The organism is Nocardia sp. NPDC058176, from assembly GCF_042883805.1.
Taxonomy (GTDB): domain Bacteria; phylum Actinomycetota; class Actinomycetes; order Mycobacteriales; family Mycobacteriaceae; genus Nocardia.
Window position 1 is genome coordinate 171,214 of the sequence record NZ_JBHVVA010000007.1, and the last position, 16,142, is coordinate 187,355.

Annotated in this window: 6 protein-coding genes; all 6 read right to left on the reverse strand. The window is 70.7% G+C overall.

Annotated features, from left to right (window positions below; genetic code table 11):
- Nucleotides 1-93: 93 nt before the first annotated feature.
- The 6 genes from ACFVVM_RS28925 to ACFVVM_RS28950 all read right to left on the reverse strand — a co-directional run bounded on the left by ACFVVM_RS28925 (nt 94) and on the right by ACFVVM_RS28950 (nt 16,138).
- Nucleotides 94-4,944 (reverse strand): condensation domain-containing protein, encoded by a 4,851-nt coding sequence (locus ACFVVM_RS28925; protein WP_387624698.1) that lies wholly within the window; start codon nt 4,942-4,944, stop codon nt 94-96.
- A complete protein-coding gene (locus ACFVVM_RS28930; RefSeq protein WP_387624701.1) occupies nt 4,941-6,581 on the reverse strand; it encodes a condensation domain-containing protein in 1,641 nt (546 codons plus the stop codon). Before ACFVVM_RS28930 ends, ACFVVM_RS28925 begins: the two co-directional genes overlap by 4 nt.
- A 30-nt stretch (nt 6,582-6,611) precedes the next feature.
- On the reverse strand, nt 6,612-7,604 hold the full coding sequence (locus ACFVVM_RS28935) for an ABC transporter substrate-binding protein (protein WP_387624703.1): 993 nt from the start codon (nt 7,602-7,604) through the stop codon (nt 6,612-6,614).
- Between the two features lie 64 nt (nt 7,605-7,668).
- Nucleotides 7,669-13,842 (reverse strand): amino acid adenylation domain-containing protein, encoded by a 6,174-nt coding sequence (locus ACFVVM_RS28940; protein ID WP_387624706.1) that lies wholly within the window; start codon nt 13,840-13,842, stop codon nt 7,669-7,671.
- Between the two features lie 25 nt (nt 13,843-13,867).
- Nucleotides 13,868-14,809 (reverse strand): methionyl-tRNA formyltransferase, encoded by a 942-nt coding sequence (locus ACFVVM_RS28945; RefSeq protein ID WP_387624709.1) that lies wholly within the window; start codon nt 14,807-14,809, stop codon nt 13,868-13,870.
- 36 nt (nt 14,810-14,845) lie between these two features.
- On the reverse strand, nt 14,846-16,138 hold the full coding sequence (locus ACFVVM_RS28950) for a SidA/IucD/PvdA family monooxygenase (RefSeq protein ID WP_387624712.1): 1,293 nt from the start codon (nt 16,136-16,138) through the stop codon (nt 14,846-14,848).
- Between the last annotated feature and the right edge of the window lie 4 nt (nt 16,139-16,142).

Consider the following 16,142-nt stretch of genomic DNA (forward strand, 5'->3'; position numbering starts at 1 on the left):
GGCATGGTAGCTCATGGAGCGGTCCTGGATGGGTCTTTGTGACGGGCCGACCTCCGGATCGATCCGGCAAGGTCATCGGCCGTTTCCGGCGCCTCAGCCGAGGTAGCCGAGCACGATCCGCCGCCAGCGCCGCACGCCCTCGGCGATCGCGTCCTGATCGAGTACCGCGGAGTTGAGATCGAACTGGGCGACCAGCACCGGACGCCCCTCGCGCGGCACGACCGCGGTGGTGAGGTCGACGGTGAACCGCAGTGGCAGTTCCGGGTCCACCGCGACCCCGAACTCGGCGGTGAACTCCGCCAGCGGCACCGGCGACCATGGGCCACTGCCGAACTGGAGGAGGTCGAATCGGCCGAGATGATTCAGGCGGACCTGGGCGCGGGTCGTGCGGTCGCGCTCCCCCAGCTCCGGTGGCCCGGCCGCCGGTGTCCAGTTCGTGGCGATCCGGGCGGGTACCGCGAGGGTTTCCTCAACGGTGAACCAGCCGACTCGCCGCGAGTCGTCATCGGCCGGGCGGCCGTGCGACTCGCGAGTGAGCGCGATATCGCCCGTCGCGTCGGCGGTCTCGGGGAAGGCCGCCGCGGCGGCGACCAGCATGGCCTCGTCGAGGGTCACGCCGTGGTCGGCGCAGGCCGTCAACAGCCCCTCGGTCTCGGCCGCGTCGAACTCGACCACCTGGTTCGTGGTGTGTGCGGCACGGTCACGGGCCGGATCGGTGTAGCGGGCGCCGAGCACCGCGCCACGAATCACGGGCGTTTCGCTCCTGGCAGGCACATCGGGCTGGCCCCGTGAATCGAGCGCAGCGGCCCTGCCCAACGGACCCGCTCCGGCGGGCACCTCGGGTCCAGCAGGCGCGCCGGACGCATTGGGCGAAGTTGCTTCGACGACAAGTGCTTCGGGTGGAACTTCGCGATTCTGATCGAGGATGCGGAGGTCGTCGGCGAGGAACAGCCAGGACACGACGTCGACGGCGAGGTGGTGGATCGAGAGGAGTAGGCGGCGGGTGGGGCCCTCGAGGAGGGTGGCCGCGATCATTCGGCCCGCGTCCGGGTCGAGGCGGTGCACGGTTCGGGTGAGGGCGGTGGCCGGGTCGATGTCTCGGGGCAGGGTGGTGAGTTCGGCTGCGCTGGACGACTCTTCGACGATGAGGACGGGTCCGGACTCGTCGTGGTGCAGGCGGGAGCGCAGGGTTGGGTGGGCCAAGGCCAGGGCGTCGAGACGGGCGATGATCTCTTCGGCGGTGGTCTCATCCGGCAGGGTGAGCACCTGGCTCTGCGCGAGGTACCGGTAGTTGCCGTTGGCGACGATCTCGCGGGCGAGGGCGGTCAGGGGCAGGATGGTGCCCGCCGGGGTGACCTCGGTCGGGGCGACGCCGGTTTCTCCTGCGTCGATCCGCTGGGCCAGCTCACGCAGATCCGCCGCTGCCAGTACATCTTTGGCCGCCACCTGGTACCCGGCACCGCGCAGTCGGGATACCAGATCGATCACGCCGATGCTGTCGATGCCGAGGTCGACGAGGCTGTCGAGAATGCCGATGCGCGCACCCGATCCGTCACGCATGGCCGTGATCAGTTCCAGCAGTGCGCGTTCGGTGTCGGTCGCCGGTTCGGCTTCCGGTCCACGGGTGACCGGCGCGGTGAGAAGTGCGGTGGCGGCGTGGATGTCGAGTTTGTCGTTGCGGTTCAACGGAATCTGCTCGACGTGCACGATCCGACTCGGCACGAGGAACTGCGGGAGCCGACGGGCGGCGGCAGATCTGATCTCGGTGGCGGGACGGTCGGCGACGACCAGCGCGCCGAGCCGGGTGCGGCCGCTGTCGGTGAAAGCCAGTGCGGCGGCGTGGTGTACGCCCTCGATCTCGCGCAGCACGACAGTGGCCTCGTCGGGTTCGACCCGGTAGCCGTTGATCTTGACCTGGCTGTCGACGCGACCCTCGTAGATCACGGTGCCGTCGGTGGCGCGGCGCACCAGGTCACCGGTGCGGTAGCGGCGGCCGTGTGGGCCTGCGACGAAAGCCGTTGCGGTGGTGGCGGGTCGGCCGAGGTAGCCGAGGGCCAGTTGGGTGCCGGAGAGGTAGAGCTCGCCCTGGCCGCCCGGGGGCACCGGACGCAGCCGATGGTCGAGAATCTCGGCGGACATGCCGTCGAAGGTGCGGCCGATGGTCGGTGCGGGGTGGTCGTGTACGTCGGCCATCAGCGCCTCGACCGTCGTCTCGGTCGGGCCGTAGAAGTTGATCACCCTGGTGCTCGCCAGGCCCCGCAGCCGCTGCCAGGTGTCCTGACTGATCGCCTCGCCGCCGAGGGCGAGCACGGTGAGCGGGCAGTGTTCGCGGCCGTCGCGGGTTTCGAACAAACCGGCGGTGATCAGGCGGCTCAGCATGGATGGCGAGGTGTCGAAGATGTCGATGCCCTCGGTCCGAATGGCCTCGACGATCCCGTCGGCATCGGTGCGCACCTTGTCACCGAGCAGCACGACCGCGTGCCCGCTCAGCAAGGCCACGGTGGGCTGCCACGCGGCATCGAACCCGGTCGACCACCCGTGCCCGATCCGCAGAGTGCGTCCGATCCAAGCGGCGGCGGGCGCGAAGATCCGGTTCTCGTGGTTGGCCCAATGATTGAGCAGGGCACCGTGCGGAACGACGACGCCCTTCGGCCGGCCGGTGGTGCCCGAGGTGAAGACGACATAGAACGGCGTCGTCCAGCCCGGAACCCGTCGCGCGTCAGCGCCCGCTGGTGCGGCGGCGGCCGAGCCGACTGTGTCGATCACGCTCGACCCGATGTCTACCGCCGGGACCGGCGACAAGGCGGCTCCCGAATGACTTCGGCCGCCATCGATCGCCGATACGGGCGGCTCGCCGCCGCCGACCTCGTCGGCAGCGTGGGCGTCGGCAACTGCGCCGTCGCCGGTGACCGTGCCGGAGGCTGTCCCCGAAGCGCCGTGAGCTGCGGAGTCGACGACTGCGGTCGGGACCGGAGCTCCCACCGGTGACGCACAACCGGCCACGCGGAGGGTGCCGCTGTTGTCCGGGACGAGGTGGTCGAAACGCACGTTCTCGGAGTGGAGTTCGGCGAGCACCGGCGCCATGGTCTGGTCGGCGAGCACTACACGCACGGCGGCGGTCTCGAACATGTACGCGAGGCGGTCGGCCGGGGTGGACGGGTCGACGTGGACGCAGAGGCCACCGGCTTCGGCGATAGCGAAGGGGGCATGCAGAACTCGGCGGTCACGCGGGAGCACTACCGCGACGGCGGTGCCCTCCGCGACGCCCCTCGCACGAAGACCCGCGGCCAGAGTCGCTACCGCGGCACCGAATTCGGCGAAGGAGTGTTCGCCGATCTCATCGATGACGGCGATCGCCTCACCCGCGGCCTCGGCGGCACTGTGCAGCGCCTGGGGCACGTTGACGAACTGCATCGGGCCGACGGCAACCGCGGCAGCTCGGCCGGCGACCACCGGTGGCTCGGCGACCGCGACCGGACCGGCCTCATCGAGCGCGGCAGGCTCGCCGTCGAGCGCCACCGGCGAGGCTGGAACCGCCGTGAACGTGTCGGGCCCGTCGGCGAATGACACCGGCGAGGCGGGCGACGCTGTGAAGCTAGCGGGCTCGCCGTCGGATGACATCGACGAGGCTGCGGACGCCGTGAGGACGGCGGGTTCGTCGGCGAGCAGAACATCGACCGCACTGCCGGTTTCGGCGTCGACGATGGACCGCACCACCGCGAGGAGGCGGTGGGCGAGGCGGTCGGGGGTGAAGCGGGTGGTCAAGTCGGGGCGGATTTCCACGCGGGTGATGAGCTGGTTGTCCTCGACCACCGGGACGACCGCGATCGGGTAGTGGCTCGGGGAGTCGATGCGGCGGGGGGTGAGGGTGGCGCCGTCGGCCAGGGGCATGCGGGCGGTGATCGAACCCATGGGGGTGTTCTCGAAGACGAGCAGGGTGTCGAAGAGCTGGCCGATGCTCGCCTGGCGGGTGATCTCGGCGATGCCGAGGTATTCGTGGGCGCGCAGGGCGGCGACCTCGCGCTGCAGGTGCGCGCCGATCGCGGCGGGTGCGCGGTCGTCCATGCGGACGCGGACCGGGATGGTGGTGACCAGCGCGCCGACGAGTCGGTCGGCGTGTGGCAGGGAGGCGTCGCGGCCGGAGGTGGTCTGTCCGAAGACCACGTCGTCGCGGCCGGTGAGCCCGGAAAGTACGCGAGCCCAGGCCATCTGGAGGACGGTGTTGAGGGTGAGGCCGTGCGCGCGCGCCCAGCGGGTGACCGTCTCGGTCTCGGCGCGGTCGAACCGGGCCTCGCCGAGCACGGGCAGGTCGGCCGGGGCGGGACCGGCGATCATCGGCATGGGGGCGAGTCCGGCCAGCGCGGTGGTCCACGCCTGGATCGAGGCGGCGGTGTCACGCCCGGCCAGCCAGGCGGCGTGCTCGCGCAGCGGCGGGGCGGGCGGCAGGGTGGCGCCTTCGCCGCGGTGCAGGGCGAGGAGGTCGGCGAACAGCAGCGGGATCGACCAGCCGTCGACCACGATGTGGTGCGCGGTGCAGATCAGTTCGTAGTCCTGCGCGCCGACGCGCGCCACGGTCACCCGGAACAGCGGGCCGTTGTCGAGATCGATCCGGCGGCGGCCTTCGTCCCAATAGCGCTGGCGGGCAGCGGCTTCGGGATCGGCGGCGCCGCGCAGGTCGACCTCGGTCCAGCCGATCTGTCCGGCCGTCGTCGTCACGAGGACCGGGTGCGGTAGGCCGTCGGTCAGCACCGAGCCGCCGAGGTGCGGATACCGTTGCAGCACTTGATCGAAGGCCTTGCGCAGGGTCGACACGTCGGCCAGGTCTTCGATCCGCATCGCGAAAGTGACCAGGTACGGGTCGATCTCGCCAGAGGTCGTGCTCACCGAGTACAGCCCGCGCTGCAGCGGCGACAGCGCGACGACGTCGAGGATCTGCGTACTCACTGCCCGAACTTCTTCCCGAGCGCGGCCAGCACGGCGGGATCGAGTCCGGAGGCGCTCATCGGCGCGACCTCGGCCGGTGCGGGTGTGGCCGCGGGCTCGGCGGCGGCTTCGTCGATGAGAGCGGCCAGTTCGTGGATCGCGGGCGAGCCGAACACCTGCTGCACGTCGAAGGTGTAGCCCTGTTCGGCCAGGTCGGTGACCAGCCGCAGCGCGGCGATGGAGTCGCCGCCGAGGGAGAAGAAGGTGTCCTCGCGGCCGATCTCGTCGTCGGCGTCGAATTCGAGCACCTGCCGGATCGCCTCGACCACCACGCGTTCGGTGTCGGTCTGCGGCGGTCCACCGGCACCGGGCAGGCCGAACAGGTCATAGCCCGGTTCGGGCGCGGCGAACAGGGTCGGCGCGCACGGCTCGTCGGCGCCGACGGCCCAGGCGCGGCAGCGGCGGTCCAAATGCGCGGCGAGTGCCGCGATTTCGGGCCTGTCCCGCAGGTCGGACGAGGTCTGCAGTGTCACCACGGCACCGTCGGGATGACCGACGACATCGACCACCAGGTCGACACCGTGCGGCTGGACCAGCCTGCGGTCGAGTTCCCGCACGGTGACACCGCGCAGCCGAGCGGTCTGCGCGGCCGCCCTGACCCCGATCAGCACCTGGAACAGCGCACCGCCCGGCCCCCTGAGCTGGTGGGCGAGCCGTTCGATCCTGGTGTCACCGTGCTCGCGCGCCGCGGTGACCTGCTCGGCGGCCACCGCCACCTGATCACGACCCGACAGCTCGGCGGTCGAATCCAGCCGCAGGACCAGCTGATTGGCGAAGTGGCCGATGGTGTCCTCGGCGCCGTCGGCGTCGCGCGCCTGGTCGAGCACGCCGACCGCCACCTCGGTGCCGAGCCCGGCCTCACCGAGCGAGCGGGCGAGCAGTGCCGCGAAGGCCGCGGCCAGATCGTGTCCGGCGGCGAAGTCGGCGAGGGTCTCCGGGTCGAGCCGGAAGCTCGGCGGCGCGGACTCCCCGCCGGGTGCCGCGGCGGTGAGTTCGGCCCGCTCGGGCAGGCCGTCGAGCCGGGCCAGCCAGTGGCTCAGCGACGGATCGGCGGTCGGGGTGGTGGTGAGGCTCTTGAGCTGCTGCGGGACGAAATCACGGAACTGCGCCCGCGCGGGCGCGACCGTGCCGGTGTTGTAGGCCACGCACAGCGACTCGATCAGCAGATCCAGTGCGCAGTCGTCGGCGGCGACGGGGTGCACCGCGATCGACAGGACCGAGCGATCGGCCAGCACGTACCGCCGGATCCGCACCGGAATGCCGTCCACCAGGTCGAACCGGTGGACGGCATCGGCGCGCAGGGCGCCTGCCAGGTGCTCCGCGCCGATCGGCACGGTCTCGACCACCTGGTCCGGCACGGCGCCGACCCGCTGATACGGCACTCGCCGATCGGCGGGAAAGTTCGTGCGCAACACGGTGTGCGCGGCGAGCACGCCCGCCGCCGCCCGCTCGAACGCCACGGCGTCGAGTTCGCCGGTGAGTTCGAGCGCGACGAACAACGTGCCCGCCGGGGTGTCACGCAAGCGTTCCGGAAGTAACGCCGCCTGCTGCGCCGGAGCGAGTGGAACGGGCCTGGAGGCGGTGGCGGAGTCTGGCATGGCGGTCCTTCCGGCGGAGCAGTACTTCAGTTACTTACCGACCGCCGCGAGCGTCGGGTCGAGATCCTTCAGCAGATACGGCACCGACAGCGGGGTCGGGGTGTTGATCGCGCTGATCGTCTTGGTGTCGAGGAAGGCGATGCCGCCGGAGCGGACCGCGGGCAGCTCGTTGTAGCCGGGCAGCTGCTTGAACTTCTCCTCGAACTGCGGCATCGCGCCGCACATCAGCACGTCGGAGGTGAGCTCGTCGAGGCGTTCCGGCGACAGCGCGAGACGGCCGCCGCTGGGCGCCTGGTCGGCGATGTTGCTCGGGATGCTCAGGCCCATGCGGTTGAACATCTCGGCCGAACCGTCGTTGCCGTCGGCGAGCACCATCAGCTGCGCGGGGCCGGTCAGCATGCAGGTGAGGAAGGTCTTGCCCTTCAGGTTCGGGTAGCGCTGGCCGACCGCGTCGATCTCGGCGTTGACACCGTCGATGACCTCGGTGGCCTTCTCCTCGCGGTGCAGCACCTTGCCGAGCACGGTGACCTGGTCGCTCCACTTGTCGACCTGGGCGTTCGGGGTGACGGCGCCGATGGTGGGCGCGATCCGCGAGAGCTTCTCGTACATGGTCTGGTCGACCAGGAAGCTGGGCACCAGGATCAGGTCGGGCTCGGCCGTGGCGATCTGCTCGGCGATGTCGCCGCCCATCTTCAGCACGGTGGCCTGCTCGAGCTCGGGCGGGGTCCACGGGAACTCGGACTTGCCGCCCATGGCGACCGAATCGGCGTAGGCGACCGGGGTGACACCGACGGACTGGGTGGCGTCGAGCCACTGGCTGCCGAGGGTGACCACCCGTTCGGGGGTGCCCTCCACGGTGGTCTCGCCGAAGTTGTGCGTGATGGTCACCGCGCCGTCACCGGCGGACTCGTCGCTGTCGGAGCCACAGGCGACCAGACCGGAGACGAGTCCGAGGGTGAGCAGGACGAGTCCGGCCCTGCTCGCCACGCGGCCACGCGGTCGATTCCATCGTCGCAGGGTCATTCCTAGCTCCTCGCGTTCACGGCCGCGGTGCGTTCACCAGGCCCTTCGTAGATAGTAGGTTAGGCTAAGCGAATTTGAGCCAGCCTGCTGTTGTCCAGTGCGCGCGATCACCCGTGCGCAGGAGACCATCGGCCCAGCCGCGCTCGGGATCGCTCGGCGTCAGCGCCTGGGCGACCCCGCCGACGAACACCTCGCCGACCACACCGGGAGGCGTCGGCCTGCCCGCGGCATCGAGAATCAGGACCCGGGCACCAGGTACCGGACGGACCCGCCCGCTGCCGTCGAGCGGTCCACGCGCCACCGCACCCGCGTAGCCGGGCACGGCGTAGCCGATGGTGCCGGTGATGCCGCCAGGTGCCTCCACGCGTAATTCGTTGCGGCCGAGCAGGTCCCAGCGGTGCGGTGAGCCGTCGTCGGCGACGGTGGGTAGGTGGGCGTCGTCCGGGCCGGTGCGCAGGTCGGCGACGTCGGCGACCACGTGGGTGGTGCGGGTCGAGATCGCCGGGGCGAGTTCGCCGGGGACGAGTTCGAGGGTCGCGCCGTCGGCCAGCGCGGCCAGGGCTTCCACCAGGAGTGCCACGGGGCCCGCACCCGCGCCGATCACGCGGTTGTCGGTGGTGCGGTAGGCCGGGTCGACTCGGCCCACCTGGCGGGAGCCGGCCACGGCGCGTCGGTCGGCGATTGCGGCGGTCACCGCATCGGCTTCGAACGACAGGAGGGTGCCCGAGGCGTCGACGATCTCGAGTGGCACACCGGCGGCCTCGGCGGTGACGAAAGTTTCGATGAGAGTGAGCAGGTCGCCGATCAGGATGCTCGCGTGCACGACCGCGTGCGACGTCGCCGGCCATGCGCGCTCCGGTCGAACGAATCCTGGCGATGAATCCCGCGATCGCGCACCCTCCAGGTGCGAGTGCTCCGATCGCGCACTGCGTGGCGACACACCCTCAGGTCGCGCGATTTCTGGTCGCGTAGTTACCGGCGGCGAGCCCTCAGGCTGCACGCCTTCCGATTGCACGCCTTCTGGTTGCGCGTGTTCCGATCGCGCGCCGAGTGGCCCACCGGTCGATGCCGCCGGATGCCGGACGCGCGAAACCAGTCGGTCGCAGACCGTGCCGAAGTCGACGGTGTCGGCGCCCGAGCGGATCGCGGTGCGGGTGGGCGGATAGGTACGGGCGCGACGGAGTAGTTCGGGCAGCGGGCATACGTCGGAAACCTCCACGCCGCAGGACCATTCGTCGATGACTCGGCGGCGTTCCTCGGCGGGCATCACGTCCAGGTCGGACAGGGCCAGGTCGGGGGTGTCGGCGAAAGCGTTGAGTACGCGCAGCATTCGGTGGGCGAACAGCTGGGCGGTCTCGCGGTGGTAGAGGTCGGTGTTGAGGGTGATCGAGGCGGCGAAACCGCCGTCGCGCGAGCTGGTGAAGGTGAAGGCGAGGTCGCGCAGGGTGCCGTCGAATTCGGAAGACAGGGTGGCGGCGGTCAGTTCGTCGCCGAAGTGGGGTGCGGTCTTTCCGTGGTGTTCGTCGAAGTGCAGCATCGCGGCGAATCGGTCGGCGCCGGGCACCAGTTCCGCCGCGACGTCCTGGTTGCCGTAGCAGGCCAGGGAGGTCGCGCGGGCGCGGTCGAGGACGGTGCGCAGGGATGGATTCCCGCGCAGGTCGGTGCGCAGCAGCACCGTATTGGCCAGGGGACCGATCACGCCCGCGGCGATCGCGTCACCGTGGCCCGCCACCGCCGCGCCGAGCGCCAGGTCGGTGCCGCTGCCGAGCTTGTGCAGCAGGGTGAGCGCGGTCGCGTGGTACAGCATGAACTCCGAAGCGCCTGCTTCCTCGGCGACCTCGCGCAGCCGGTTCCGCAGCGCGGCGGGGACCGGGAACCGGGCGATGTGCCCGGTCCGCCCGAGTCGGTCCGGGCGCGGCAGATCGGTAGCGGGACCTGTGCTTTCGCTCAGTCCGGCCAAGGCCGAACGCCAATACGCGAGCTGGGCCGCCAGGCCGTCGCCTGTCTGAGATTCCCATACCGCGACATCAGCGAAGTCGAGTTCGGCGAGTGGCAGGCCTGTTTCGTGCCCCGCCCGCCGGTCGCGGTAGGCGTTGGCTGTCTGCGCCACCAGGGTGCGCAGCGAACGGTGATCGGCGACCAGGTGGTGCGCGGTCAGCACCAGAACGTGGGTCTTCCGATCCAGCACGATGATTCGAGCTGCCAGCGGTGCGGCCTCGCGCGGATCGAACACCCGCTCGGCAGTCTCCGCCAGCAGCGCACCGAGTGCGGTCAGGTCGGCGGCCGAGACCACGGAGACATCGACCGGCTCGGCCGCCGGGGTCGGCACCGGCACACCCTCGACCACCTCGGCGGCCGGGCGAGACATACGGTCGAACTCGACAGCCGGAGCCGACACGGCAGCACCACCCGCGTCGACCGGATCAGCGGCTGGAGCCGACACGAACGCACCGCCCATCTCGACCGGTTGAGTGGCTGGAGCCGACACGAAAACACCGCCCATCTCGACCGGATCCGCCGTCCGTGCCGGTGCGAACACACCGGCCACATCGACGGCATCGGTGGTCGCCACGCCGCCGTCGCGGATGCGGCCCGATGGGTTTCGCAGTGGTGAGCCGGGGGACGTGAGCCCACCAGCCGTCGACGGGAAGGTGGTGCGCAAGATCTCGTGCCTGCCGGTCACCTCGGTGAGCGCGGTGCGCAGCGCGGCGACGTCCAGCTCGCCGTCGAGGCGGACAGCCAGAGACAGGTTGGCCGCTGCCGACGGCCCCTCGGCACACAGGATGTCCCAGCGGGCACGCTGGGCAGCCGTCAGGGGGAACTGTTGGGGGCGAGGCTGTTTCGTGAGGGGTATCAGGGTTCGCGGGGCGGGTGGGCGGCGTTCGATGAGGGCGGCGAGGCCGGCCACGGTGGGGGTGTCGAACGGGACGCGCACATCGATCTCGACGCCGAATTCGGCGCGGATCCGGGTGACGAGGCGGGCGGCGAGCAGGGAGTGGCCGCCGAGTTCGAAGAAGGAGTCGTCGGCGCCGACCTCGGCACCGAAGAGCTGGGCGAACAGGCGGGACAGGCGGATCTCGGTGTCGGTCACCGGATCTCGGCGCGGCGCGGCGAGTGCGCGCACCGGGGCGGGCAGCGCCCTGCGGTCGAGTTTGCCGTGCTCGGTCAGCGGGATCTCGTCGAGCACCGCGAACGCGGCGGGCACCATGTACTCCGGCAGCGCGGCGACGGCGTGCGCGCGCAAACGCGACAGGTCGATCGTCGCGCCCGCCGTCGGCACGACGTAGGCGGCGAGAACGGTACCGAGCGCCGGATCGGCCGACGCGACAACGACACAGTGCCCGACCGCCGGGTGGGCGGCCAGCGCGGCCTCCACCTCGGCGGGTTCGATCCGGTACCCACGCACCTTCACCTGCTCGTCCGCCCGGCCGACGAACTCGAGCGCGCCGAACTCGTTGCGCCGCGCCAGATCTCCGGTGCGGTACAGCCGCCCGCCCACCAGGAACGGGTCGGCGACGAAACGCTGCGCGGTGAGCACCGGCCGGTCGTGATAGCCGCGCGCCAATTGCGCGCCGCCGAGGTAGATCTCGCCGACGACACCGTCGGGCACCAACCCGAGCCGCTCGTCGAGCACATAGGCGTACACATTCCGGTTGGGTACCCCGATCGGCACCATCCCCGTGCCCTGCGGACCAACGACCGGCATGTGCGTCGCGCAGACCACGGCCTCGGTCGGCCCGTAGTGATTGCGCAGTTCGGCGTCGAACACGGTGGCGAACCGGTCGGCCACCTCACCGCGTAATGCCTCACCGCCCACCGGAACCCGGCGCAGCGCACCCCATTCGCTGACCTCGGGCAGCAGCAGGAAGGTGCTCAGTGTCGAGGGCACCATGTGCAGCACGGTGACACCGCAGCGCGAGATGAGTTCGGCGATGTGCGCGATGTCGCGGAAGGCGTCGCGCTTGGGCACCACCAGGCAGGCGCCGACGGTGAGGGTGACGAAGATGTCGAGCAGCGAGGCGTCGAAACTCACCGAGGCCGACTGCAGGACGCGATCCTCGGCGGTGAGATCCCACTGCGCGCAGAACCCCACCACGTGTTCGGCGATGGCGGCGTGCGGGACCGGGACGCCCTTGGGCTGTCCGGTCGAGCCGGAGGTGTAGACGACATACGCCAGGTTGTCCGGGTGCAGCGGCCTGCGCCGCCGCGCGTCGACGGGGGCGTGAGCGGGCAGATCGAGTGCCGATTCCTCGGCCGCGCCCAGTTCTACCGGGCCGAGGACCAGCCGCGCACCGGCGTCGGTGTCGAGGAAGTCGATGCGCTCGTCCGGGTAGGCGGGGTCGATCGGCAGGTAGGCGCCGCCTGCCTTGAGCACGGCCAGCACGGCGACGATGAACTCCGGCGAGGTGCTCAGCCGCAGGCCGACGATGTCCTCGGTGCCGATGCCCTGCTCGATCAGCCAGTGCGCCAGGCGATTCGCGCGCCGATCGAGCTCGCGATAGGTGAGGGCGCGGTCCTCGGCCGTCGTGCGGCCGGGCGCCAGCAGTGCGAGGTCGTCGGGGCGGGCGCGCACCTGGTCCTCGAACAGGCGGACCAGGGTGGTCGGCGGGGTCGGCACGAGCTCGCCGTGGGAGACCTCGATCAGCCGGTCGCGTTCGTCGGCGGTGAACAGGTCCAGATCGCCGATCGGGGTGCTGGTGTCGGCGAGTGCCCTGGTGAGCAGCCGGGCGTAGTGGGCGAGCAGCTGTTCGACGGTGGCGGGTGCGAGCAGGTCGGTGGCGTAGACGGCTTCCAGCCGCGTACCCCGTGCCCCGCGAATCACGGTCAGCCGCAGCGGCATCTGCGCGCGTTCGCCGGTGTCGTCGAGGCGCGTCACCTCGATTCCGTCGAGGCGCAGCGGCACGGGTTCGGCGCGGACGGCGAAGCCGAGCTGGGCGATGGACTCGAGACCGTCGCGTCCACCGGATCGGTTCGGGTTGACCGCGCGCACGACCTGATCGATGCCGACGGCGCGATGGGTGCGGGCCTCGGCGCACGTCGCGGAAGTTCGCGCGAGCAACTCCGCGAAAACGTCGGTGCTGGTGCAGGATCCGCGCAGCAGCACGGTGTTCCCGTGATAGCCGATCCGGTCGGCGGTGGTGGAATCCCTGGTCGTGACCGGGACGGCGACCACGAAATCCGTTGCCCCGCTGTAGCGATGGATGACCGCCTGCGTCGCCGCGAACAACACGGCGAATGCCGTGGTACCCAGCCGCGCCGCCGCATCGTCGACCGCGTCCATCACCTCGGCGGACAACGTCACCGTCGCACGCCCGGCCCGCCGCACCTCAGCGGCCTCGACCCCGCTGCGACCGGGCAGCTCGAGCGCGTCGGGCAGTGGGGTGAGCGTCCGCCGCCAGTATTCGATCCCAGCCTCGACATGCTCCGAGACCGGGGTATCGCCTGTCCGCTGTGCCGAGGCGAGGTTCGCTGCCCGCACCGACGCCTGGTCATCGACGATCTGCGGCGTCGCGGCAAGATCAGCCGTTCCCGGCGACACCGGAGCGCCGACCGTCCGGGCCCATGCCGGGGAGTCAGCGCTCCGCGACGTCGCGGCAGGGTCGGCCGTCCGGGCAGGCGGGGTGCGGCGTCTCATGGACATCGGCGCTGTCGACCGCGACGACACACCGGTGCGAGCCGACGGCCGGGTGGGTCCAGCAGCCGGACCGGGCGGACAGAAGGTTTCGGCGAGGGCGGTGGCGAAGACCGAGGCCGACTCCTGGTCCCAGGCGATGGTGTGCGCCACCAGCGACAGCACGGATTCCGTTGCGCCGGTGTGGATCAGCGCGACCCGCAGGGGTGCTTCCGCGGTCAGGTCGAACGGGGCGCCGACGGCCCGGCGCAGCAGCACCGCGAGGCGGCGGTCCCGGCTCGTTTCCGGCAGGTCGCGCAGGTCGTGCTCGGTCCAGGCCGGACGCACTCGCGCGTCGCGCACCTGACAGGGCTCGCCGTCGACAGCGAGACCATAAGTGGTGCACAGGATCTCGTGGCGGTCCGCGACCAGGTCGATCGCCGCCCGCAACCGGGACACGTCGACCGGGCCGACGAGGCGGTAGCTCACCGCGACATTGAGCGAGGCGTCGTCCGGGTCACGGGTCTGCAGGAACCAGGCCCGGCGCTGCCCGGCGGACAGCGGGCGGCGTTCCACCCGAACCTCGGCGCCGGGGTTCGGGCCTGCAGTGCGAACGACGGCCGTCATAACACCCTTCCGACCTGGAGACGAACTATTCCGCGGCGTCGGTGAGGTACCCACCGCGCCGGAAGAAACTGGCGCCATCGTGTTCGACACCGTCGGCAGTGCGGACACGGGTGATCACGAGCCCGCGATTGCGCCCGCGCACCGGATCGGGGCCGCTGACCACGGCACCACCGTCTTCCTGCACGATCACCCGCCCCGCGGTGCCGCCGTAGCGAGCCTCGGAGACCTTCGCCGCCAGCACCTCGACCCGCTCACCGCGGTAGTAGCTGTAGGCGTGCGGGTAGGGCGCGGACAGGGCGCGCACGAAACGCTCCAGGTCGACGGCGTCCCAGCTCCAGTCGATACGGCTGTCGCGGTCGGTGCGCTTGTGGAAGTAGGTGCGCTCGTCCTTGTTCTGCGGACGCCACCGCGCATCGCCGGATTCCAGCGCGGACAGTGCCTCGGCGACGGCGCCGGGGATGAGTTCCATCCCCTCGATCACCAGCTCGGTGCCGGTCACGCCGGGGCGGATGGGCAGGCGGTGCTGGACCAGGATGTCGCCGGTGTCGAGCTGCTCGTCCATCCGGTGCACGGTGAGCCCGAACTCCGACTCCCCGCTGATCAGCGCCCACAGCACCGGCGAGAAACCGGTGAACTTGGGCAGCAGCGAATCGTGCAGGTTCAACGTGCCGTAGCGAGGCAGGTTGTACAGCTCGGCGGGCATCCAGGTGTACCAGCTGTTCACCACGATGACATCGGGTTCGGCGAGCTTGACCAGGTCGATGGTCGCGGCGTCGGCGCTCTCGGTCAGGTGGACCGGGATGGCGTGGTCGCGGGCCAGCTCCTCGACGGAGTCCGACCAGATCCCCTTGTAGGAATCCTCGCTCGCCGGGTGGGTCACGGCAAGGACGACTTCATGCTCGGAATCGAGCAGAGCCTGAAGGGTTTTCCGCCCCCAGGTCTGGAAGCCGAACGACACGATACGCATGACCTGTCCTCATCTACTACGTTTGGTAAGGCTACCCTATCTGAGGTATTCCGCGCGCTGGGTAGCGCCCCCGCGGACCGCGCTCGAGCGCATCGTCGCCTCGGCGAGCACCCGGTCGGACAGTTCACCGAGGCAGCTGAGGTTGGGAAAGCCCGGCCCCTGGGCCAGCCCGGCCAGGTTCGGCAGGAACAGCTTGGCCTCCATCCCGGTCACCGCCAGATCGTGGCCGATCGAGGCCTCGAGCCGGTCCTTGTCGATCGGGCCGCCGATCGCCAGCTCGACCAGGTCGGCGGCATCGGCGTCGAACAGGTCGAGAAACCACAGCGGCTGGCCGCCGGTGGCGTCGACGACCAGGTCGAAGGCATGGGTCTGATCGGGGCGGCGCTCGTTGCGCAAGGTGAGCTCGATGCCCTCCCCCAAGCCACCGACGCGCACCACCCGGCCCTGCAGGTGGTGGACGCGACTGTCACCGAGCAGGTTCTCCTGCACGCGCACCGAGAACACGCCACGATCGGTGCGCCGCACCACATCCCGGCGCTCGTCGACGCTCAGCGCCCGCCACTTGCCCGGATCGCTGTAGAGCGAGTTCTCGAAGTAGCTCTCGCCCCTGGTGTAGATGGTGGCCGCGGGCGAGATCACCGAGACGGTGAGCGCGTCGTGGCGGACCAGCTCGTCCATCGCCGACCCGGCGGTCTCCCCGCCGCCGATCACCGCGGCCCGCGAGATGGACGGCAGTTCCCTGCGCCCGATCAGATTCCAGAACTCGGCGATCGAGAGCATCTTCGGATGCTCGGCCAGCGCCCGCGCGCTGTTGCCGGGACCGGTGATCATCAACGCGTCGGACCCCAGCGCGCTGGCCACGCCATCGGCATCGACGACCGCGACCTCCCAGCCCTTGGCCGCGGCGGCGATGGTGCGCACGGTGCCGAGCACCACCTCCACCCCGGATTTGCGAGCCACCCACTGCAGGTACTTCGCCCACACGTGGTGGTGCGGACTCGGGCGGCCGCGGTCGACCCACTCGGCATAGCCACCGCGCTCGACCAGGAACGCGGTCCAGCTGAACGCCATCATCGCCTCGTTGATCGCGCGATTGTGGCCGCGCGCCCAGCTCGAGTGATACGGGAAGCCGACGTCCTTCTCCGGGCTGGTGCCCAACCGGTGCCGACCATCGGTCCAGCCGCCCGAGGGCAGCCAGTTACCGCCCACCGCATGCGATTCCACGATCGTGACGCGCGGCGCGGGCAGACCGAGCTCCCGCAGGACATGTGCCTTGGCCGCTACCGCCATGGCCTTCGGGCCCGCACCGACCACCAGAAGTCTGTCCACCGGC

Excerpts from the sequence above, each read along its gene's own strand:
- ACFVVM_RS28930 (WP_387624701.1), bottom strand. The coding sequence starts at position 6,581 with ATGCCAGACTCCGCCACCGCCTCCAGGCCCGTTCCACTCGCTCCGGCG.
- ACFVVM_RS28935 (WP_387624703.1), bottom strand. The coding sequence starts at position 7,604 with ATGACCCTGCGACGATGGAATCGACCGCGTGGCCGCGTGGCGAGCAGG.
- ACFVVM_RS28945 (WP_387624709.1), bottom strand. The coding sequence starts at position 14,809 with ATGCGTATCGTGTCGTTCGGCTTCCAGACCTGGGGGCGGAAAACCCTT.
- ACFVVM_RS28940 (WP_387624706.1), bottom strand. The coding sequence starts at position 13,842 with ATGACGGCCGTCGTTCGCACTGCAGGCCCGAACCCCGGCGCCGAGGTT.